The sequence below is a fragment of the Streptomyces sp. NPDC006261 genome, assembly GCF_040613515.1.
GTDB lineage: Bacteria > Actinomycetota > Actinomycetes > Streptomycetales > Streptomycetaceae > Streptomyces.
Genome location: NZ_JBEXSI010000016.1, coordinates 12,384 through 34,115 on the forward strand (window position 1 = coordinate 12,384; position 21,732 = coordinate 34,115).

Consider the following 21,732-nt stretch of genomic DNA (forward strand, 5'->3'; position numbering starts at 1 on the left):
CGCAGCCTCATAGCCGCACTGCCGAAAAACCCGTTGCCGGGACGTGCCCCCCGGTTCTACGTTCGTGACTGTTCCTGTTGTCGCCGGATCGGAGAAGGACGTTGCTGATCTGAGGTCCCCCGCACCGTGCAGCGCCGCCGCCACGCCCCGTCGTGGCCCCAGGCGCCCGTGTGCGATCTCAGCTCGTCAGCCGTCCTCAGCTCGCTTCCCCGACGTACACGGGAGATCCGTATGTCCGCGTCCGACACCCACATCAGCTGTACCTCCCTTTCTTTCTCCTGGCCCGACGGCACCGAGGTCCTCGCCGGCTTCGACCTCACCGTGGGCCCCGGGCGCACCGGGCTCATCGGACCCAACGGGTGCGGCAAATCGACCCTGTTGGGGCTGATCGCCGGTGAACTCGCCCCGCTGGCGGGCGAGATCAGCACTCGTGGCGGCCTCGGATACCTGCCGCAGACCGTGACCCTGGACACCGCGCTGCGGGTCGACCAGGTGCTGGGCATCGCCGACCGGCGGGCGGCGATCGACGCCGTCGAGGCGGGCGACGTGCGCGAGGAGCTCTTCACGGTGATCGGCGACGACTGGGACGTGGAGCAGCGCGCCCGTGCCGCCCTGCACGGGCTCGGCCTCGGCCACATCGGCCTGGACCGCACCGTCGGGCAGATGTCCGGCGGCGAGTGCGTGCTCCTGCGGCTGGCCGCCCTGCTCCTGGCCCGCCCCGGGGTGCTGCTGCTGGACGAGCCGACGAACAATCTGGACGCGGTCGCCCGCAAGCGGCTGTACGACGCGGTCGACGCCTGGAGGGGAGCGCTGCTCCTGGTGAGCCACGACCGGGAGCTGCTCGAGCGGGTCGACCGGATCGCGGATCTGCGCGAGGGCTCGGTCACCTGGTACGGCGGAAACCTCTCGGCGTACGAGGAGGCGCTCGCCGTCGAGCAGGAGGCGGCGCAGCGGATGGTGCGGGCCGCGGAATCCGATGTTCAGCGGCAGAAGCGCGAACTGGTCCAAGCACACGTGAAGTTGGCCCGGCGCAAGCGCTACGGGCAGAAGATGTGGGACACCAAGCGGGAGCCCAAGGTCGTGATGGGCCAGCGCAAACGGTCCGCCCAGGAGTCGGCCGGCAAGCACCGCATCCTGCACACCGAGCGGCTGGCGGAAGCCAGGGAGCGGCTCGACGAGGCGGAGTCGGCCGTGCGCGAGGACGAGGAGATCCGCATCGAGCTGCCGACGACGCGGGTGCGTCCGGGGAACGAGGTGCAGCACCTGCGTGATCCGGTACCGCCCTACGGGCCGCCCCTGCGCGGGGAGTTGACGGTAAGTGGGCCGGAACGCATTGCGCTCACCGGGCGCAACGGAGCGGGCAAGACCGCGCTGCTGCGGACGATCGCGGGTGAGGTCACCCCGATCTCCGGTGAGGCGACGACGCTGGTGCCGCTGGGCTTCCTCCCGCAGCGGCTGGACACGCTGGACGACGCGCTGTCGGTGGTGGACAACGTGAAGCGCTCGGCCCCCGGCCTGACGGACAACGGCGTCCGGGCCCGGCTCGCGCGCTTCCTCTTCAAGGGGGGAGCCGCCGGCCATCCGGCCGGAACGCTGTCGGGCGGGGAGCGCTTCCGGGCGACGCTGGCGATGCTGCTGCTGGCCGACCCGGCACCCCGGCTGCTGCTGCTGGACGAGCCGACGAACAGCCTCGACCTGGCGAGTGCACGGCAGCTGACCGAGGCGCTGGAGGCGTACGAGGGGGCGCTGATCGTGGCGAGCCACGACGTTCCGTTCCTGGAGGCGATCGGCATCACCCGGTGGCTGCGGCTGGACGGGGAGCTGCGGGACACGACTCCCGAGGAGGTGCGCGCGGGGCGGTGAGCGGCCGCGAAGGATCTCCGGGAAAAGGCGACAGAAGCTGTCGGGTATCCCGCCTAGCGTCGTCGACATGGATCACAGCACCGAGCGCGGCATCGTCATCACCGGAGCGCACGAGAACAATCTGCGCGACGTCTCCCTCACCCTGCCCAAGGGCCGGATCACCGTCTTCACCGGGGTCTCCGGCTCGGGGAAGTCGTCGGTCGTCTTCGACACGATCGCCGTGGAGTCCCAGCGGCAGCTGAACGAGACCTTCACCTCGTTCCTGCGGAACCGGCTGCCCAAGTACGAGCGGCCACGGGCCGAGTCCATGGAGGACCTGTCCGTGGCCGTCGTCATCGACCAGAAGCCGCTGGGCGGCAACATCCGCTCGACCGTGGGCACGGCGACGGACATCTGGTCGGTGATCCGGGTGCTGTTCTCCCGGTACGGCGCCCCGAGCGCCGGCGGGGCCACCGCGTACTCCTTCAACGACCCGGCGGGGATGTGCCCGGAGTGCGACGGGGTGGGGCGTACCGTCCGGCTCGACCTGGACCGGGCGGTGGACTGGTCGAAGTCGCTGAACGAGGGGGCGCTGCTGCTGCCCGGCCTCTCGGTGGGCAGCTGGGAGTGGAACCTGTACGGCGGGTCGGGACGGTTCGACAACGATCTGCCCCTGTCCGAGTTCGGCGAGGAGGAGCGTCGACTTCTGCTCCACGGTTCGGGGTTCACGGTCCGCGTCGACATGCGGACCGCTTCGGCCGATATGCGGTTCGAGGGGGTGGTGGCGCGGTTCGAGCGGCTGTACCTCAAGCGGGACACGGCATCGCTGTCCGACAAGCGGCGTGCGGCGGCCGACCGGTTCACCGTCGAGCGGGTCTGCGCCTCCTGCGGCGGGGCACGGCTGAACGCGGCGGCGCTCGCCACCCGCATCGACGGGCTCTCGCCCGCCGACTACGGGAGGATGGAGGTCGCCGATCTCGTCGGCGTACTGGCCGGGATCGACGATCCGGTGGGCGGCCCGATCGCGGCGGCGGCCCGTGAGCGGCTGGAGCGGCTCGTGGGGATCGGGCTCGGATACCTCAGCCTGGACCGGGAGACGACCACCCTCTCGGGCGGCGAGGGACAGCGGCTCAAGATGGTCCGGCACCTGGGGAGTTCGCTGACCGGGCTGACCTTCGTCTTCGACGAGCCGAGCGTCGGGCTGCATCCACGGGACGTCGCGCGGCTCGGTGATCTGCTGGTGCGGCTGCGCGACAAGGGCAACACGGTGCTGGTGGTCGAGCACGACCCGGATGTGATGGCGGTCGCGGACCACATCGTCGACATGGGCCCGCGCGCCGGGTCGGAGGGAGGCCACGTCGTCTTCGAGGGGCCGTTCGACCGGTTGCGCGAGGCGGACACGCTCACCGGCCGGTGCCTGCGTCGACGGACCACCATCAAGAGCGAGTTCCGCTCCCCCACCGGGCAGCTCCCGGTCCGGGGCGCCGATCTGCACAACCTCAAGGGGCTGGACGCGTCGTTCCCCACCGGGGTGCTGACCGTGGTGACCGGTGTGGCGGGGTCGGGCAAGTCGACGCTGGTCTCGGAGGTGTTCACGGCGGCCCACCCGCACACGGTGGTCATCGACCAGAGCGCCATCACCGCTTCCTCCCGCTCCACCCCGGCCTCGTACATCGGCGCACTGGACACCATCCGCAAGGTCTTCGCCCGGGAGAACGGCGTCGACGCGGGGCTGTTCAGCTTCAACTCCGCCGGCGCCTGCCCGGGTTGCTCGGGCCGCGGGGTGATCTCCACCGACCTGGCGTTCATGGACCCGGTCACCACCACCTGCCAGGAGTGCGAGGGCCGCCGGTTCCACGACGACGTGCTGAAGCACCGGGTCGGCGGCCGGTCCATCGTCGACGTGCTGGAGATGACGGCGGCGCAGGCGGTCGGGCTGTTCGAGGACCGCGCGCTGCTGCGGAAGCTGCGCACACTCGACCAGGTCGGCCTCACCTACCTCACCCTCGGACAGCCGCTCAGCACGCTCTCCGGCGGCGAGCGCCAGCGGATCAAGCTCGCCACCCAGCTGCACCGCACCTCCAGCGTGTACGTCCTGGACGAGCCGACGACCGGGCTGCACCTGGCCGACACGGGGGCGCTGGTGGATCTGCTGGACCGGCTCGTCGACGCGGGGAACACGGTGATCTGCGTCGAGCACAACCTGGAGGTGCTCAAGCGGGCGGACTGGGTGATCGACCTCGGCCCGGACGGCGGGAAGAAGGGCGGCGAGCTGGTCTTCGCAGGGACGCCGGAGAGGCTTCTGGCGGACCGCACCTCGGTTACCGCCCGGTATCTGCGCCGGGACCTGGGCCTGCCCGAGGATCCCCGCTGACCGGCGAAGGCCCGTCGACGACGTCGCGCAGTTCACGGAAGCCCGCCGCGAGCCGGACACATAACGGTGCGTGATCAGGTGCCCGCGGGGACGGGCTTGGCTTTGCCCTTAACGTCGCTTTAACCTACGGTCACGTAACCTACGAAGCCGTAGGTAATTCTCCCGTCCCCAGGAGCTCCCCGTGACGATCACCTCTCCCCACCTCGGCAGTTCGAAGGCGTGGACCGACGCCCAGCTGCTGTACGCGCTGGAAGAGGTGGTGGAGAAGGAACTCAACCGCCATCTCAAGGTCGCCAAGGACTGGATGCCCCACGAGTACGTCCCCTTCTCCGACGGCCGGAACTTCCCCGGCGTCTTCGAGGACGGCGAGGCGTGGTCGGCGGACCAGTCCAAGGTGACCGACATCGGCAAGATCGCGCTCGTGGTGAACCTCCTCACCGAGGACAACCTCCCCAGCTACCACCACGAGATCGCCTCCCTCTTCGGCCGCGACGGCGCCTGGGGCACCTGGGTGCACCGCTGGACCGCCGAGGAGGGCCGCCACGGCATCGTGATGCGCGACTACCTGCTCACCTCGCGCGCCGTCGACCCGGACAAGCTGGAGCAGTTCCGCATGGCGCACATGGCGGAGGGCTTCGAGTCGGACAACCGGCACTCGATGCTGCACTCCGTCGCGTACGTCGCCTTCCAGGAGCTGGCCACCCGCGTCTCCCACCGCAACACCGGCCACCAGTCCGGTGACCCGGTCTGCGACCGGATGCTCGCCCGGATCGCCACCGACGAGAACCTGCACATGGTCTTCTACCGCAACCTCCTGGGCGCCGCCTTCGAGCTGGCCCCGGACCTGACCATGCAGGCCGTGCGTGACGTCGTCGTCAACTTCCGGATGCCCGGACACGGCATGCCCGGCTTCGAGCGGGCCGCCGCGCAGATGGCGATCGGCGAGATCTACAACATGCGCATCCACCACGACGACGTCATCCAGCCGGTGCTGCGCCATCTGAAGGTCATGGACATCGACGGGCTCGGCCCGGAGGGTGTGAAGGCGCAGGAGGAGCTCGGCCTGTACATGGGCGGGCTGGACAGCGAGGCGTCGAAGTTCGACGAGAAGCTCGCCGCCCGCAAGGCGCGGATGACCGCGCGCGGCCGCGCCTGACGCCATAGCTTCGCCGCCCCGCGCCTGTCACTCCACTGCCGTGACTGCGCGTACGCCACATGGCGTACGTCGCCGCAGGGGTGCTGGCGCAGCATCCGCAGCTGAGTGCGGCTGTGCTTCGGTCATGGGGGGATCGTGCCGGGCCGGGTGACGCCCGCCCCAGCGGTCACGGAGCCGGGGCCGGCTCCGTGTCGTCGACCACGCCCGGGTTAGAGCCACGCGGGCGCCGGTGAGGATGTCGAGGTCGGCCCAGCGGGCGGCCCGCTTCAGGTAGCCGTCGGCGGCGCTCCAGCGGCGGCTCCGGCGCTGGTTGAGCGGGGTGAGGGAACAGCCGCTGTGCTCGGGCACGTTGAGTTCGGGCAGCTGCGGCAGTCCGCCGGACCGGCAGGCGGCCAGGAACGCGGCGCTCAGCGGGCTCGGGCCCCGGGGCGGGAGATGAAGAGCGGCCCCTCGGTGCCGTGGACGGTGCTGTCGCCGGTGGGCCCTGTCCACTGCTCCGCTCGCCGGAAGTACCGTACGAGCGTGTCGAGGGACCAGTCATCCCCCGCGCTCCGCGCCCAGGTGTGTCGTAGTCGTCCGCGGTGTCCGCGCACCCACATCATGGCGTTGATGGACGAGGACCCGCCGAGGCAGTGGCCGCGCGGCCAGTACAGCTCGCGGACGCCGAGGCCCGGCTGCGGCACGGTGTGCAGATCCCAGTCGTACGGAGTCTTCAACAGCTTCGGGGAAGGCCGCCGGAATGCCGATCTCCGGCTTCCGGTCGCGCCCGCCGGATTCGACCAGCGCGACTTTGACCGTCGGGTCCTCGGAGAGCCGGGCGGCCGGGACACAGCCCGCCGATCCGGCGCCGACGACGATGTAGTCGTAGGCGGTGCTCATGGCGATTCCCCTGCCCGGTCAGCCCTGTTGCCTCTCTTTCCTGCGCAGCCGCTCGCGCTCCTTCTCGGAGAGCCCGCCCCAGACACCGAACCGCTCGTCGTTGGCGAGGGCGTACTCCAGGCAGGCCACGCGGCCCTCGCAGGCTCCGCAGAGCTGCTTGGCCTCGCGCGTCGAACTGCCCGGGGCCGGGAAGAAGAACTCGGGTCCGGCCTGCGCGCACAACGCGGTCTCCTGCCAGTCGAGCGCGTCCTCGGTCACCATGTTGATCAGCATGGGACCTACGGTGCCCCGGCTCGATAAACGACTGATCAACGATTCATCAATCGTCCGGCGCGGGGCCGTGACACGGCGTCGGCGCTCCCCCTTCTACTGCCTCGGCTGGGGCTTCATCACCGCGAAGACCGCCCCGAACGGATCGGAGACGTTGGCCATGGTGCCGACGCCCGGCACCTCCATCGCCGGCAGCGCCTCCGCCCCGCCGAGCGCCTTCGCGGCGTCCACCGTCGCCTCCACGTCCTCGACCGCGAAGTACGGCATCCAGTGCGGGCCGCGCGCTGCCTCGGCCGGGACGTCGCTCATCGTGACCAGGCCGCCGAACGAGAGCTCCGGTCCGGCACCCGCGGGATGGACCGTGGTGTAGACGTACTCGGTGCCCTCCACCTTCAGCGCTTCGGTCTTCCAGCCGAAGACGTCGCCGAAGAACCTGGCCGCCGCCGGGACGTCCGGGGTGTACAGCTCGGCCCAGAGGAGCGAGCCCGGCTGCTGGATGACGCCGAGGCCGGGGTTCTGCCGCGGCTGCCATACGCCGAAGTAGGCCCCGGCCGGGTCCGTGAACGCTCCCATCCGGCCGTAGTCGAGGACGTCCATCGGCTCGACGGCGGAGCGGCCACCGGCCCGGGTCACCAGTTGGGCGGTGGTGTCGATGTCGGGCGACTGGAAGTAGAGGGACCAGGCGCTGGAGGACTGCTCCTCGGGGACCGCCATGACACCGCCGACGGTGTGACCGTCCAGGGTGAACATCCCGTACCCCCCGACCTCGGGGCCGCCGGAGACGTGCTCCCAGCCGAGGAGTCCGCCGTAGAAGGCGGTGGCCCCGTCGACGTCGGGCGTGCCGAGATCGACCCAGTTGGGTGCTCCGTCGGGGAAGGCGGGGTTGAGCATGGCGTGCTCCTTCAGCGGATCCCGTGGCCCCGCCCGCCACGGCGGTGCGGGGCTGTTCCCTGTCCCGTCGAGTCTCGCACCGGCGCCTGACAACCGCAGTCCGCACGGGGCCGACCGGGGCCGCTGCCCCGCCTCTTTGCAGGTCAGCGCCGCACCCCCAGGGCCGGGAAACCCGTCTCGGCGACCCGGCGGGCCTCCTCCAGGAGCGGCGGCAAGGTACTCCTCGCCTGGGCCCGTCCGGGCGAGGGCGACCCCGGGTCGCTGCCGCCGCTGCCCGCGTCCACCGACCGTACGACCGTCGAACCGGCCGTGCTGGGAGCGGAGTTGGTTCCGGGTGCGGGCCGAGGCCTAGGCGCTCAACGACGGTGAGTCGGCGCACGGCCTGCGGACGGGCCTGGAGGTGCTGCTGCTCTCCCCGACGGAACGGCGGCCGCCCGCCCGGTAGCGGGCCCGGGGCGCCGGGGCCGTCGGCGGGCCGGGCTGTCGGGGCACCGGGAGCTGTCGGTGGGCCGTGGGACGATGGCGGCGTACAGCGAACGGACCACCACCTGCCGGTCGCGGCGCACTCGGCGGAGAGACCCCTTCCGATGGCGGCGCACGGCGAGAAGACCAGTTTCCGACGGCGGCGAGAGCGACGATGACCGACACGGGGGCCAGGACCGCTCGCCCGGCGACCACGGGCCGGGCCGCCCGTGAGCGGCTGACCGGGGCGGAGGCCCTGCTCATCCGGGCCCGTGCCGTGCGGGAGGACCACGCCCGCGCCGTCGACGCCGTACGGGCCGTCCTCGACCCGCTCCTGGCCTCCCTGGTCGAACGGGGGCTGGCCGCCATCCCGGTCGCCCGGCTGAAGGACGTCACGGAGGGCCGACTGCGCCTCGGCGCTCTCGAACAGGCCGGTTTCACGACCGTCGGGCAGGTACACGGCACGGCCCGCTACGAGCTGCGGCTGATCCCCGGAGTCGGGGCGCACACGGCCGATCAGGCGCTGGCGGCCGCCGGGCAGATCGCCGATGCGGTGCGCGAGACCGTCTCGGTACGGATCGACATGGACGCCCCGGACGAGACGACGACCGCGCTGGTCGTCGCCCTGCACCGGCTGGTCGAGGCCGGTCCGGACGCGCGGCGGGCGGTGGAGGCGGCACGGCGGCTGGCCGAGCGGCTCGCCCCCCTGGTGACCGCCGCAGCACCGGCCGGTAGCCGGCTGCGGATGCTGTTCACCGGCAGGCAGGTGCGGGCCCGGGTGCTCGACGCGGTGGCCGCCCTGGGTGCGGCGCTCACGGAGGCGGCGGACCAGGGGCTGCCGATGCTCTTCGGCCAGGTCTCGGTCGATCTGCTGCGGGCACCGGAGCCGGCGCCAGGGGCGTGGGTGGACTTCGAGCTGCGGTCCGCCGAGTACTACAGCCTGCTCGCCGAGCTGTCGGGCGGCGGCCCGGACCGGGACGCCGCCGAGGGGTTCCTGCCCGCCGGGATCGCGGACCGGGTGCGGGCCCTCCGGCTCGATGACACGCACCTACGGGTCTCCCTGCGCGGCTACCAGTCGTTCGGAGCGCGCTTCGCGCTGGCACAGAAGCGGGTCGTCCTCGGGGACGAGATGGGGCTCGGCAAGACCGTGCAGGCCATCGCCGCCATCGCCCATCTCGCGGCGCGGGGAGAGAGCCGCTTCCTGGTGGTGTGCCCGGCCAGCGTGCTGATCAACTGGAGCCGGGAGATCCGGGCCCGTTCCACCCTGCGCGCGCTGCCGCTGCACGGGCCGGAGCGGCTGGACGCGTTCGCGGAGTGGCGGACGGGTGGTGGGGTCGCGCTGACCACGTTCGACGCGCTGCGCACCCTCCCCGAGGAGAGCATTCCCCTCGCGATGCTGGTCGTGGACGAGGCGCACTTCGTGAAGAACCCCGCCACCCGGCGGGCACAGGCGGTCGCCGTCCGGGCGGAGCGCGCGGACCACGTCCTGTTCCTCACCGGGACGCCGATGGAGAACCGGGTGGAGGAGTTCCGGAGCCTGGTGCGCCAACTCCGGCCGGATATGGCCGATGCGGTGCGTACGACGCACGGCGCCGCCGGTTCGCAGGCCTTCCGGCGGGCGGTCGCCCCGGCCTATCTGCGCCGCAACCAGGTGGATGTCCTCGCCGAACTCCCGGCCCTCGTGCACGTGGACGAGTGGGAGGAGTTCAGCGCCGGGGATCTGGAGGCGTACCGGGAAGCGGTGGCGTCGGGGCAGTTCATGCGGATGCGCCGGGCCGCGTACGCCGACCCCGCCGCCTCGGCCAAGCTGGAGCGGCTGCGCGAACTGGTCGACGAGGCACGGGGCAACGGGCTCAAGGTCGTCGTCTTCTCCTACTTCCGCGAGGTGCTGGCCACAGTCGGCGAGGCGCTGGGGCCGGACGCGTTCGGATCGGTCTCGGGGAGCCTGCCGGCCGCCCGGCGGCAGGAGCTGGTCGACGCCTTCTCCGCCGCCGACGGGCACGCGGTGCTGTTGAGCCAGATCCAGGCCGGCGGTACCGGACTGAACATGCAGGCCGCGTCGGTGGTCATCCTGTGCGAGCCGCAGATCAAGCCGGCCCTGGAGCACCAGGCCGTCGCCCGCGCCCACCGGATGGGGCAGGTGCGCACGGTCCAGGTGCACCGGCTGCTCGCGACGGACAGCGTCGACCAGCGCATGGTGGAGCTGCTGGCCCGCAAGGACCGGCTCTTCGACGCTTACGCGCGGCGCAGCGACCTCGCGGAGGCCGCGCCGGACGCCGTCGACGTCTCCGACGGTGAGCTGGCCCGCCGGATCGTCGAGGAGGAGCAGCAGCGGCTGACCCGCCCGGAGTGACGTGTGCTCAGTGCTGGTGTTCGGCCGCGCTCTTGTCCTCGGCGGCCTCCTTCTTCTCGGCCCCGCCTGCCACGTGGTGGGGTTCGTAGCCCGGGATCGTGCCGTCCGGCTTCTTGATCAGCAGCAGCCCGGCCATCCCCATGTCGGAGTGGCTCTGCACGTGGCAGTGGTACATCCAGGCGCCCGCCCCCACGCGTTCGCCCGCGATGAATTGGAGGCCGAAGGAGTCGGCGGGTCCGCAGATCTTGTTGTCGATGACCCGGCTGGGGTCGTCTGGGCCGGTCAGCATCCCGGTCCGGTTGTCCGCCCAGCGGTGACCGTGGATGTGGAAGGTGTGGTAGTACTCGCCGTGCGTGATCATCACGACTTCGAGCCGATCGCCCACCGTGGCGTCGAAGTTGGTGCTGTTGTGCTCGGCCTTGTTGTTGATCGTCATGTCGTTGAAGACGATCGTGAACGTCCTGTCGGGCAGGATGTCGCCCTTGCGGCGCACGATGACCGGCCCGTAGAGCCCCTTGCGGACGCCGCCGGTGCCGTGGTCCGTGCCGACGACGTGGTCGTGGTAGTGCCAGTAGCCCGCACTGCCCGGCTCGTACGTGCCGTCCTTGCGGTGGCCCGGGGCGTGGGTACGCCAGGTGTACGTACGGGTGCCGCCGGGCTCGACGTGGCTCTTGTTCATCCGGGTACCGTCGTTGGCGATGTCGTAGTCCACACCGTGGACATGGAGGCTGGCGTCGACGTCGGTGAGGTTTTCGAACTCGATGTGGACCGTGTCGCCCTCGTTGAGCTCGATGAGGGGGCCGGGGATCGAGGCCTTGCCCTTCTCGAAGCCGTAGCCGAGCTGACCGTTCGGCAGCTTCTCGGCGTACATCTTCAGTCGGCGCACCACTCCCCCGGACGGGGCCGTGCGTGGCGGGTTCTCCGCCGAGCTTGCCTCCACCGCCCCCAGCGACAACGATGTCACGCCAGTCGCCGCGGCGGCCGCGCCGCCGACCAGCATCCGCCGGCTGAAGGTCCTTCGGTCCATGTCGAACTCCCCACTGCGATACAGAGACTGGCGGAGGCGGACGGGGCTCGATGCTCCCCGGAACGGCCCACACCGTAGCCGGGGACGGGTCGTTTATCCACACCCAGGACAAAGTTCGTGCTATTGCTGCCATAGCTATTGGCGGGTCACGAAAAGAGGTCTAGCTTCGTGCGCTGTCGCAGTCGACACGGAGGAGAAAGACAGCACCGAGGGCCGGCAACACAGAGGTACCGAACAAGAGTGAGCGACCGACAAGTCACCGAGAGGTGCAGTGACCACCAAGGGGTGAGTGACCACATGCAGCGCACATCACATCACCGGTCCAGATCACGACGCGGCCTCGCGGCGGTCGTGGCGGCCGGCGCACTGACCGTGTCCATGCTGGGCAGCGGCGGCCCGGCCAACGCGGGCCCGTCGCCGGGCCGGGACCTGGTCGAGAAGATGGCGACAACGTTGTCCCTGCCGTCTCCGCCGGGCGCCGTGAACCAGGTGAAGGTGCTGGTCTTCCACGCGTCGGCGGGCGACGAGGCGCCGTACGCGGACGCCGGGATAGAGGCGATCGAGAAGATCGGGCAGAGCGGCCCGGAGGCCGGGCGGTTCACCACCGTGGCCACCGCCGACCCGGGCGTCTTCACCAACGGCAAGCGGCTCGGCTCCTTCCACGCGGTCGTCTTCCTGACCGGCGGCGGCGACGTGCTCGACCCGGAGCAGGAGGCGGGCCTCGAGGCGTACATGGAGGCGGGCGGCGGCTTCCTCGGCGTCCATGACGCGGCGCGCACCGAGCCGTACTCCGACTGGTTCACCGGCCTGGTCGGCGCCCGCCCGGCGGCGGGCAGCCCGACCACCGTGCAGCGGGCCACCGTGGAGATCGGCGACCGGGTCCACCCGGCCACCAGGAACCTGCCGCTGGAGTGGAAGCGCCCCGACAAGTGGCTGAACTGGGCGAAGAACCCGTCCGGTGACGTGCACACCGTGGCGCGGGTGCGGGAGCTGACGTACAAGCCGGGTGCGAGCGCCAACGGCTGGGACCACCCGGTCTCCTGGTGCCGCGACTACGACGGCGGGCGCTCCTTCTACACGGCGATGGGCGGTACGGCGGACAGCTTCGCCGAGACCGACTTCCGCGACCATCTGCGCGGCGCCCTGGCCTGGACGAACCGGACCTCGCAGGCCGACTGCAAGGCGACCATCACCTCCAACTACACGGCCGAGCGCCTCACCCAGCCCAACCAGCCCGGCCGGAACGACCAGATCGGCGAACCACACGGCCTGGTGACCGCCCCGGACGGACGGGTCTTCTACATCGGGCGCGGCGGCGCCGACAGCTCCGTCCCGGTCGTCACCGACTGGAACAACCCGGACATCGGCAAGGGCAAGGGCGAGATCCACGTCTACGACCCGAAGACCGAAGAGGTCACCCTCGCCGGTGCCCTGGACGTCTTCGGCAACAAGGGCGGCGGCGACGAGCTGGTGAAGGTCGAGGAGGGGCTCCTCGGCATCGAGCTGGACCCGGACTTCACCTCCAACGGCTGGGTCTATCTGCACTACACCCCGCACGCGAAGATCGACCGCGACAAGCGCATGGCGGTCCGTCAGGTCTCCCGCTTCACCTTCGATCCGTCGACGGACAAGCTGGACCTCGCCTCGGAGAAGGTGCTGCTCGGCTGGCCGGTGCAGATCCACAGCTGCTGCCACGCGGGCGGCGGCTTGGCGTGGGACTCGAAGGGCAACCTGTACATCGCGACCGGCGACAACAACTCCTCCGGTTTCAGCGGCGGATACTCCGGCAACAACCCCGAGCCCAACTTCAAGGGCGTCTCCTTCGCCGACGCCCGGCGCACCTCGGGCAACACCAACAACCTCAACGGGAAGATCCTGCGGATCCACCCCGAGGACGACGGTACCTACACCCTCCCCTCCGGCAACCTGTTCACCGGCAAGGAGCCGGACGAGGGCGGCGGGAAGACCCGGGGCGAGATCTATGTGATGGGCGTGCGCAACCCTGCCCGGATCTCCATCGACACCTCGACCGACACGCTGTACGCCGGCTGGGTCGGCCCCGACGCGGGCTCGGCCTCCACCACGTGGGGCCCGGCGAAGTACGACACGTTCGCCGCGATCACCAAGGCGGGCAACCACGGCTGGCCCTACTGCATGGGCAACAACCAGCCCTACCGCGACCGCAATCTGCCCGACCCGGGCAAGCCGCTGGGGTGGTACGACTGCAACGCCCCGAAGAACGAGTCGCCGAACAACGACGGCCTGGTCAAGCTGCCGCCGGTGACGCCGAACACCATCTGGTACTCGCCGCAGGGCGGCGGGGTCGACTACCCGCGTGACGCCAACGGCGTCCCCAGCTACCGGGCCGAGGAGCAGAAGGAGCTACTGCCCTGGCTCAAGGGCGGCGGCCAGGCGACCATGAACGGCCCGGTCTACCGCTACGACGCGCAGAGCGACTCCGCCGCCAAGTGGCCGGCGTACTGGGACGGCAAGTGGTTCGTCGGTGACTTCTACGACGACACCCAGCCGCGCCACGCGGTGATCACCGATCCGAAGACGGTCGGGAAGGGCGGACTGCCCACGCACGCCGAGTCGGTGAAGAAGATCATCCCGGTCGGCGCGGACGGCATCCGCAACCTCATGGACTGGAAGTTCGCCCCGGACGGTTCGCTGTACGTCCTTGACTACGGGCGCGGCTTCTTCACCTCCGACTCCAAGTCCGCGCTGTGGCGCGTGACCTACAAGGGCGGCGGGGCAACTCCGGCCGTCAAGAATCTGGTGGGAAAGGCGGCAGCGCGGTGAGACACCCCACGTACCTCGCCCGGCGGCGGCATCGGCCGCCCAGCTTCTGGGTGGCCCTGCTGGCCTCCCTGCTCATGGTCCTCGGGCTCACCTCGACGGCCGCGTACGGCAAGGGCGGCGACGCCCCCGGGGCGAAGGCCGCCGACCAGGTGCTGACCTGGACCGCGGGCGACCCGATCGACCGCTATCTGACCGCGCCGGCGACGGCGGTGGCCGGCAAGGCGACCATCGTCTTCGAGAACAGCACGGCCACCGGCAACACCACGAGCATGCCGCACACGCTGACGTTCGGCGTGTCGGACCCGGAGTTCAACAACGACGTCCAGCTGAACATCCTGGCCAACCCCGGTGACGCGGAGGGCGGCAAGCACAGCGTGGAGGTCACGCTGACGCCCGGCCGGTACTTCTACCACTGCACGATCCCCGGCCACGGCCAGATGCAGGGCATCCTGACCGTCACCGAGGGCGGCGGCGAGGAGGACACCGAGGCCCCCGCGACCTCGGCAAAGGTGGACGGCGACCAGAACGGCGACGGCGCGTACATCGGCCAGGCCACGGTCACCGTCGCGGCGACCGACGAGGGCTCCGGCGTCGACACCGTGGAGTACGCGCTGGGGCCGGATGGCGAGTGGCAGCCCTACACCGCGGCCGTCGTGGTGAACGAGGTCGGCGACCACACGGTCCGCTACCGGGCCACCGACAAGGCGGGCAACGCGGCGGCGGAGAAGTCCGTCGACTTCGTGGTCGCCGCGCCGCCGACGGACGACCAGACCCCACCGGAGACCTCGGCGACCGTCTCGGGTGAACAGGACGCCGCCGGAGCGTACTTGAGCATGGCCACGGTCACCGTGACCGCGTCCGACACCGGGTCCGGCGTCAACACCATCGAGTACGCGATCGGCGCGGACGGCGAGTGGAAGCCGTACACCGCACCGGTGATGGTCCACGAGGTGGGCGAGCACACCGTCCGCTACCGGGCCACCGACCGATCGGGGAACGTGGCGGACGAGAAGACCGTCGAGTTCACCGTCGTCGAGCCGCCGTCGCAGGACAAGACGGCTCCGGAGACCTCGGTGAAGCTGGAGGGGAGCAAGAACTCCGACGGCGCGTTCATCACCAGCGCCAAGGCCACCGTCACCGCGACCGACGACGACTCGGGCGTGGACAAGGTGGAGTACTCGCTGGACGGCGGCCCCTACCTCGCGTACACCACCCCCGTGATCGTCGACCGCGTCGGCCACCACACGGTCGCGCACCGGGCCACGGACAAGGCGGGCAACACCTCCGAGGCGAAGAGGGTGTCGTTCACCGTCGCGCAGGGCGGCGGGGTCCCGGCGCCGAACTGCGCGGAGTTCGACGAGCGGCACACCGTCTTCGTCGGCACGGTCGACACGGGCGTCCCGAACCGGATCACCCGTAACCGCTGCACGATCAACGAGCTGATCGAGGACGAGAAGGACTGGCCCTCCCACGCGCTGTTCCTCAAGCACGTGACCGCTGTCCTCGACAGGCTGAAGGCCGACGGCGTCATCGACCAGCGCGAGCGCAAGGCGATCAACCAGGCCGCCAAGCAGTCGGGCATCGGAAACCCGGGCCAGTTGGAGGGGTACACCAAGCTCTTCGACGGCACGGCGGCCTCGCTCTCCAAGTGGCAGCACGTGGGCGGTGGCGCGTTCGGGCTGAACGAGGAGGAGGGCTCGATCACCAGCTCCACCACGGTGGACGGCATGGGCATGCTCTGGTTCCCGGCCCGTGCGTACGGTGACTTCTCACTGAAGCTCCAGTGGCGGGACGACGCCCCGGGCCCGGGCAACGCCAACGGCGGGGTCTTCGTCCGCTTCCCGAAGGTCCACGACCACCCGGAGGAGTCGCGTCCGGAGTGGGTCGCCATCAAGTACGGGCATGAGATCCAGGTCAACGACCGGCCCGACGGCGACATGTACAAGACCGGCTCGGTGTACGGATTCGACCGGGTGGGTCTCGGTGGCGCCGGGGTCACACCCAAGGGCACCTGGAACGACTACGAGATCAAGGTGGTGGACCAGCACTACGAGATCTACCGCAACGGTGTCCTGATAAACGAGTTCGACAACACCGGCGGCCAGCTGTTCGAGCCGCCGCGCGGCGACGACCCGGGCACCGACGGCCGGCGGTTCGCCTCCGGCTACATCGGGCTCCAGGTGCACGGGGTCACGGACGTCATCTCGTACCGCGACATCCGGATCAAGGAGCTGTAGGCGTAGGTTCCGCCCCTCAGGTGGCCGCGGCCGCATGCTCCGGCGTGCGGGCGCGGCCGCCCGGGTGCCGGTGCCGCCACACCCAGAAGACCGTGCTGGAGACCAGCGCCCAGGCGGCCAGGACCAGGTACGGGAAGAGGAACTGGTGGCCCTGGTAGTAGACGGCGGTGTGCTGGGCGTTGACGGAGGCGCCCGGGGGCAGCCAGCGGCCGATGTGGCCGAGGGCGGAGGGCAGCAGCGGCCAGGAGACCGCACCGCCGGACGACGGGTTGCCGAGCAGCACCATGACCCCCCAGGTCGGGATCATCGCCCAGCGGCCCATCAGGGTGTTGAACATGGTGAAGACCATGCCCGAGGTGAACATCGTGAACGCCAGGATCAGCCACGACTGCGTGAACGGCAGGTCGACCGCCCCGAGCCACCAGTCCACGGCCGCGGCGATGGCGAACCCGCCGAGCAGGGCGTACGCGGCGGTGAACGCGATGCGCTCGGCCGGGTTGAGGCCGTGGGCGTGGACGCTGAGCTGGATCGCGCCGAGGAAGCCCATGATGACGGCGGCCAGCGAGATGTAGAACAGGGCGAGCCCTCGCGGGTCGCCCTTCTGCAGCGGCTTGACGTCCCGGACCGTGACCTCGACCCCGGTGGCGTCGCCCACCTCAAGACCCGCCTTGCCGAGCAGCTCGGCCACGGACGCCCCCGACGCCCCTGCCACGTCGAGCACCACGCCTCGGTCGGACGCGCGCACGATCGCGAAGACCTTCTGCTCGTCCAGGGCGCGGCGGGCGTCGGCGACGTCCGGATACTCGCGCAGTTCGAGCGAGGCGTCGAGCGCCTTCTCCATCCCGCTGACGAACACCTCGCCGCGCTCCACCTCCGGCTGGGTGACCAGGGCCGCGGGGATGCGGTGAGGGGTGGGGTTGGCCATCGCGTAGGTGTAGGAGCCGGCGAAGAGGCCGGCCGCGGCGGCGACGATGAGGACGAGGACGGTCGCGGGGAGGAACGGGCTGTTCTTGTACGCCTCCCAGCGCTCGCGGAGGGTGAGCGGCCGGCCATGGGCGCCGTGCCTCCGGCTGCTCCCGCCCGTCTCGCTGTCCCTGCCCTCTCCGTTGCTCCCACCCTCTTGGAGGCCCCTCTCCTTGTCGCTGCTCCCACCCTCTTCGAAGCCCCTGTCCTTTTCGCTGCTCCCGCTCATGCCGTCTCGCCGTCGTCGTCGTGCCGGGCGCGGCTGGGCTGCACCCGCTTCGGTTCGCCGGGCATCTTCGGGTACTCCGGCGGGTACGGCATGTCCCCGAGCCCGCGCTCCGTCTCGTCCCGGTCGGCCAGCTCCAGCAGCCCGTCGAGCCGGAACGCCTCCTGGTCCATGTCGGCGTGGACGTCACCGACTTCGGCGTACCGGACCGGGAGCGTGACGATGTCGAAGTCGCGCGGTTCGGCGTCGTCGATCTCCTCCCAGCGCAGCGGTGCGGAGACCGGGGCGTGCGGGAAGGGGCGTACGGAGTAGGCGGAGGCGATCGTGCGGTCGCGGGCGGTCTGGTTGAAGTCGACGAAGATCCGCTCGCCGCGCTCCTCCTTCCACCAGGCTGTCGTCACCCGTTCCGGCATCCGGCGCTCCAGCTCCCGCCCGGCGGCGATGGCGGCGCGCCGGACCTCGGTGAAGGTCCAGGCGGGCTCGATGGGGACGAAAACGTGCATCCCGCGCCCACCGGAGGTCTTCGGCCAGCCGCGTACGCCGTGGTCCTCCAGGACGGAACGCAGCTCATGGGCGGCGGTGACCGCGTCGGCGTAGTCGGTGCCCGGCTGCGGGTCCAGGTCGATGCGCAGCTCGTCCGGGTGGTCGGTGTCCCCGGCCCGGACCGGCCAGGGGTGGAAGGTGAGGGTGCCGAGATTGGCGGCCCAGATCACGGCGGCGAGCTCCGTGGGGCAGAGCTCGTCGGCGGGGCGGCCGCTGGGGAAGGCGATCCGGGCGGTGGGAATCCACTCGGGAAGGTTCTTCGGGGCACGCTTCTGGTAGAAGAAGTCGCCCTGCACCCCGTCCACGAAGCGCTGGAGCGTGGTGGGCCGGTGGTTCAGGGCGCGGGTGATCCCGGGGCCCACGGCCAGGAAGTACTCGGCCACGTCCCTCTTCGTGTAGCCCTTCTCCGGGAAGTACACCTTGTCCGGGTTGGACAGCCTCACCGCTCGTCCGCCCGCGTCCAGCTCCACCGCTGCTCCCATGACGGCCACCGTAGGCGGGTCGCACATATGCCGCACATCGGGAGACATGGGCCAGGTGCCGGTCCAGAATCGGGCCATGGACCTGCCGGTGATGCCGCCCGTGAAGCCGATGCTCGCCAAGTCGGTGTCCAAGATCCCGCCGGGCATGAGTTACGAGGCGAAGTGGGACGGCTTCCGGGCGATCGTCTACCGGGACGGCGACGAGGTGGAGATCGGCAGCCGCACCGGCAAGTCGCTGACCCGCTACTTCCCCGAGATGGTCGACGCCGTACGGGAGAACCTGCCCCCGCGCTGCGTCGTCGACGGGGAGCTCGTCATCGCCCACGAGGGACGGCTCGACTTCGAGCGGCTCAGCGAGCGCATCCACCCGGCGGACTCCCGGGTGCGGATGCTCGCCGAGACGACCCCGGCGAGCCTGATCGCCTTCGACATCCTGGCGGTCGACGACACCTCACTTCTGAACACGCCACAGGTGGACCGGCGGGCGGTGCTGACGGCCGCCCTCTCCGGTGCCTTCGCGCCCGTGCTCCTCGCCCCCTCCACCACGGATGTGGAGATCGCCCAGGAGTGGTTCGAGCGGTACGAGGGCGCGGGGCTCGACGGGATCGTGGCCAAGCCGCTGGATCTGCCGTACCGGCCCGACACCCGGGTGATGTACAAGATCAAGCACGAGCGGACCGCCGACGTCGTGGTGGCGGGGTACCGCGAGCACAAGAGCGGCCCGGTCGTCGGCTCGCTCCTGCTCGGCCTGTACGACGCCGAGGGCGTGCTCCAGCACGTCGGCGTCTGCGCGGCCTTCCCGATGAAGCGGCGCGCCGAGCTCGCCCAGGAGCTCGCCCCGCTGCGCACAGAGTTCGCCGACCACCCGTGGGGGGCGTGGGCGGAGGCGGCGGCGCACGAGGCCTCCCGGCTGCCGGGGACGCAGAACCGCTGGTCAGGAAAGAAGGACCAGTCCTGGGTGCCGCTGCGCCCGGAGCGGGTGTGCGAGGTGGCGTACGACCACATGGAGGGCGACCGGTTCCGCCATACGACGCAGTTCCGGCGGTGGCGCCCGGACCGGGCCCCGGCCGGCTGCACCTACGCGCAGCTGGAGGAGGTCGTCTCCTACGATCTGGCCGAGGTGCTGGCGGGCGGCTGACCCGGTGCCCGACGACCGCCGGGCCCCCGATACATGAGTGGCCATGACGGGGGCACCAGGCTGCGGGCAGGATACGTGTCGAGGAGAACGGGGACACCACGATGAGCGACGGTCCGCAGGACGACCCGGCGGAGCTGCTGAAAGGGCTGACCGTCGACGGACGGCGGCCCGAACAGCCGGTGCTGCTCGACCAGCAGGGCCGCCCGCTGGAGACCTGGCGGGAGAACTACCCGTACGAGCGGCGGATGCGGCGCAGGGAGTACGAGCAGGAGAAACGCATCCTCCAGATCGAGCTGCTGAAGCTCCAGCGCTGGGTCCGGGCGAGCGGACAGCGGCTGGTGGTCCTCTGCGAGGGCCGCGACGCGGCGGGCAAGGGCGGGACCATCCAGCGGTTCACGGAACGGCTCAACCCGCGCGGGGCGCGCGTGGTCGCCCTGGAGAAGCCGAGCGAACGCGAGGCCGGGCAGTGGTACTTCCAGCGGTACGTGGCCCACCTGCCGACCGCCGGCGAGATCGTCTTCTTCGATCGTTCCTGGTACAACCGGGCCGGCGTGGAGCCGGTGATGGGGTTCTGCACACCGGAGCAGCACGCGCACTTCCTGAGGCAGGCGCCGCAGTTCGAGCGGATGCTCGTCGACGACGGCGTCCTGCTGGTGAAGTTCTGGTTCTCGGTCTCCCGCAACGAACAGCGGACCCGGTTCGCGATCCGGCAGGTCGATCCGGTGCGCCAGTGGAAGCTGTCGCCGACGGACCTGGCCTCGCTCGACCTCTGGGACGACTACACCGCGGCGAAGGTCGACATGTTCCGGTCCACGGACACCGAACACGCCCCGTGGACCGTGGTGAAGAACAACGACAAGAAGCGCGGCCGCCTGGAGGCGATGCGCAGCCTGCTCTGGCGGTTGGACTACGAAAGCAAGGACGAGGAGGTTGTCGGTCCCCCGGATCCGCTGATCGTCGGTCCCGCGGACACGCTGCTGGAACCGGGCGAGGAGCGCTCGGACCTCTCCCCCACGCCGCTGGCCGCCCGGGCCCACGGTCCGGGCGACCATCCTGAGCAGACCTGACCGCGGGCCTGGCCGCGGAATTCCGCCCCACACCTCCGTATTCGGCTGTGGGGCGCAATTCCGGTGACCGACCGAACCGTCACACGATCGCCACGACGGAATGACCGCCGATCTCGGTCGTGTCGACCTCCTTCATTCCCTCGCTCTCCGACTCGTCGCTGTCGAGCGATGCGATCAGCGCCTGCTGGTCGCACATTTCGCATCCGCCGATCGTGTGCGCGCTCTTTCCGCAAATGCTTTTCCGCCGCCCTCTCCCCGCCGCATCCGACGAGCGCGGTCGCTCCCGGAGAAACGGAAGCAGCCGCCAGGCAAATCTTCTTCACCGCCATCTGCGCCCCTCCCGCCCGGGCCGTGACCCGGAGGAGTTGCGTCATGTGTGGACGCGTCGACTGGGGGAATGCGGTGGTTTCGACCGGGAGCAGAAAACACCGACGGCACGGAAGGAGGTACGGGCGTGTACAGCACTCCTCCCGTACGTCACGCGGACGGCGCGTCCGCGGGAATGCCGCGGACCGCGGGCGAGGCGCGTGATGTCGTGACACAGCTGCTGGCGGAGGAATTCAGCGGGTTGTCGGACGAGATTCTCTCGAGCGTGGTCGTAGCGGACGCGCTGCTGGTGACCTCGGAGCTCGTGACCAACGCACTGCGGCACGGCGGGGGCCTCACCGGCTTCTCGGCCCGGATCACCGAGCGCGGGCTCCGCCTCGTCGTCGACGACGCGGACCCCCGGCATCCCGTCCTTCAGGAGCCGCCCCCCGGGTCGGTCGGCGAGGGCGGTTACGGCTGGTCGCTGGTCCACCGGCTCACCAGGCACCTGTCCGTCACGCCCCATGAGGGCGGCAAACGCATCGTCGCCGTGGTGTCCCTGGCCTGACAAGCCCCCGGCCCCTCGGCCCGGTGACGGCGGCTTGGGGAGAGGGCAACGGGCGCTGCTCGATGGACCGCGCCTCTTCGCCGGCGTCTCCGGCGGACCGACGGTCCTCCTGGCGGGCCAAGAGGTGCTGGATTCACGCGATCCGC

General features: G+C 70.7%; 16 protein-coding genes. 9 read left to right on the top strand and 7 right to left on the bottom strand.

From position 1 onward, the window contains the following. Nucleotides 1-231: 231 nt before the first annotated feature. From ABZ154_RS12805 to ABZ154_RS12815, 3 genes are all read left to right on the top strand, one after another. Nucleotides 232-1,863, top strand: a complete 1,632-nt coding sequence (locus ABZ154_RS12805; protein WP_356831810.1) for an ABC-F family ATP-binding cassette domain-containing protein — start codon at nucleotides 232-234, stop codon at nucleotides 1,861-1,863. Nucleotides 1,864-1,930: 67 nt separating this feature from the next. Continuing rightward, a complete protein-coding gene (locus ABZ154_RS12810; RefSeq protein ID WP_356831812.1) occupies nucleotides 1,931-4,216 on the top strand; it encodes an excinuclease ABC subunit UvrA in 2,286 nt (761 codons plus the stop codon). 181 nt (nucleotides 4,217-4,397) lie between these two features. Then, nucleotides 4,398-5,372: an acyl-ACP desaturase gene (locus ABZ154_RS12815; protein WP_356831814.1), complete on the top strand. Its 975-nt coding sequence runs from the start codon at nucleotides 4,398-4,400 to the stop codon at nucleotides 5,370-5,372. 27 nt (nucleotides 5,373-5,399) lie between these two features. Here the strand turns inward: ABZ154_RS12815 and ABZ154_RS12820 are convergent, their stop codons facing one another. The 4 genes from ABZ154_RS12820 to ABZ154_RS12835 form a co-directional block, all read right to left on the bottom strand. Beyond that, entirely contained in the window at nucleotides 5,400-5,864 is a 465-nt protein-coding gene (locus ABZ154_RS12820; RefSeq protein ID WP_356831816.1) for a GMC family oxidoreductase N-terminal domain-containing protein, read from the bottom strand. Beyond that, nucleotides 5,780-6,088 carry a GMC family oxidoreductase N-terminal domain-containing protein gene (locus ABZ154_RS12825; protein ID WP_356831818.1) on the bottom strand — a complete coding sequence of 103 codons (309 nt, stop codon included), beginning with the start codon at nucleotides 6,086-6,088 and terminating at the stop codon, nucleotides 5,780-5,782. Before ABZ154_RS12825 ends, ABZ154_RS12820 begins: the two co-directional genes overlap by 85 nt. Nucleotides 6,089-6,269: 181 nt before the next feature. Then, on the bottom strand, nucleotides 6,270-6,524 hold the full coding sequence (locus tag ABZ154_RS12830) for a WhiB family transcriptional regulator (protein ID WP_356831820.1): 255 nt from the start codon (nucleotides 6,522-6,524) through the stop codon (nucleotides 6,270-6,272). Between the two features lie 93 nt (nucleotides 6,525-6,617). After that, on the bottom strand, nucleotides 6,618-7,412 hold the full coding sequence (locus tag ABZ154_RS12835; protein ID WP_356831822.1) for a VOC family protein: 795 nt from the start codon (nucleotides 7,410-7,412) through the stop codon (nucleotides 6,618-6,620). A 637-nt stretch (nucleotides 7,413-8,049) separates the two neighbouring features. Between ABZ154_RS12835 and ABZ154_RS12840 the strand changes: the two genes are divergently transcribed. After that, entirely contained in the window at nucleotides 8,050-10,227 is a 2,178-nt protein-coding gene (locus ABZ154_RS12840; RefSeq protein ID WP_356831824.1) for a DEAD/DEAH box helicase, read from the top strand. A 7-nt stretch (nucleotides 10,228-10,234) separates the two neighbouring features. Here the strand turns inward: ABZ154_RS12840 and ABZ154_RS12845 are convergent, their stop codons facing one another. After that, nucleotides 10,235-11,254: a multicopper oxidase domain-containing protein gene (locus tag ABZ154_RS12845; protein ID WP_356831826.1), complete on the bottom strand. Its 1,020-nt coding sequence runs from the start codon at nucleotides 11,252-11,254 to the stop codon at nucleotides 10,235-10,237. Between the two features lie 297 nt (nucleotides 11,255-11,551). Between ABZ154_RS12845 and ABZ154_RS12850 the strand changes: the two genes are divergently transcribed. Continuing rightward, the gene (locus tag ABZ154_RS12850; RefSeq protein WP_356831828.1) at nucleotides 11,552-14,056 is read left to right on the top strand and encodes a ThuA domain-containing protein; all 2,505 of its coding nucleotides are present in this window, start codon (nucleotides 11,552-11,554) and stop codon (nucleotides 14,054-14,056) included. Next, nucleotides 14,053-16,293 carry a family 16 glycoside hydrolase gene (locus tag ABZ154_RS12855; protein ID WP_356831830.1) on the top strand — a complete coding sequence of 747 codons (2,241 nt, stop codon included), beginning with the start codon at nucleotides 14,053-14,055 and terminating at the stop codon, nucleotides 16,291-16,293. Before ABZ154_RS12850 ends, ABZ154_RS12855 begins: the two co-directional genes overlap by 4 nt. A 16-nt stretch (nucleotides 16,294-16,309) precedes the next feature. On the opposite strand, the gene ABZ154_RS12860 is transcribed toward ABZ154_RS12855, so the two are convergent. Both ABZ154_RS12860 and ligD read right to left on the bottom strand, forming a co-directional pair. Then, the gene (locus tag ABZ154_RS12860) at nucleotides 16,310-17,485 is read right to left on the bottom strand and encodes an ABC transporter permease (protein WP_356831832.1); all 1,176 of its coding nucleotides are present in this window, start codon (nucleotides 17,483-17,485) and stop codon (nucleotides 16,310-16,312) included. Then, complete coding sequence (gene ligD, locus ABZ154_RS12865; RefSeq protein ID WP_356831834.1) at nucleotides 17,482-18,507, bottom strand: non-homologous end-joining DNA ligase; 1,026 nt, start codon at nucleotides 18,505-18,507, stop codon at nucleotides 17,482-17,484. The genes ABZ154_RS12860 and ligD overlap by 4 nt, the downstream gene beginning before the upstream one ends. Before the next feature lie 76 nt (nucleotides 18,508-18,583). Between ligD and ABZ154_RS12870 the strand changes: the two genes are divergently transcribed. The 3 genes from ABZ154_RS12870 (at nucleotide 18,584) to ABZ154_RS12880 (ending at nucleotide 21,586) form a co-directional block, all read left to right on the top strand. After that, nucleotides 18,584-19,645 (top strand): ATP-dependent DNA ligase, encoded by a 1,062-nt coding sequence (locus tag ABZ154_RS12870; RefSeq protein ID WP_356831836.1) that lies wholly within the window; start codon nucleotides 18,584-18,586, stop codon nucleotides 19,643-19,645. A gap of 101 nt (nucleotides 19,646-19,746) precedes the next feature. Then, nucleotides 19,747-20,712: a polyphosphate kinase 2 gene (gene ppk2, locus ABZ154_RS12875; RefSeq protein WP_356831838.1), complete on the top strand. Its 966-nt coding sequence runs from the start codon at nucleotides 19,747-19,749 to the stop codon at nucleotides 20,710-20,712. A gap of 454 nt (nucleotides 20,713-21,166) precedes the next feature. After that, a complete protein-coding gene (locus tag ABZ154_RS12880) occupies nucleotides 21,167-21,586 on the top strand; it encodes an ATP-binding protein (RefSeq protein WP_356831840.1) in 420 nt (139 codons plus the stop codon). Nucleotides 21,587-21,732: the final 146 nt, after the last annotated feature.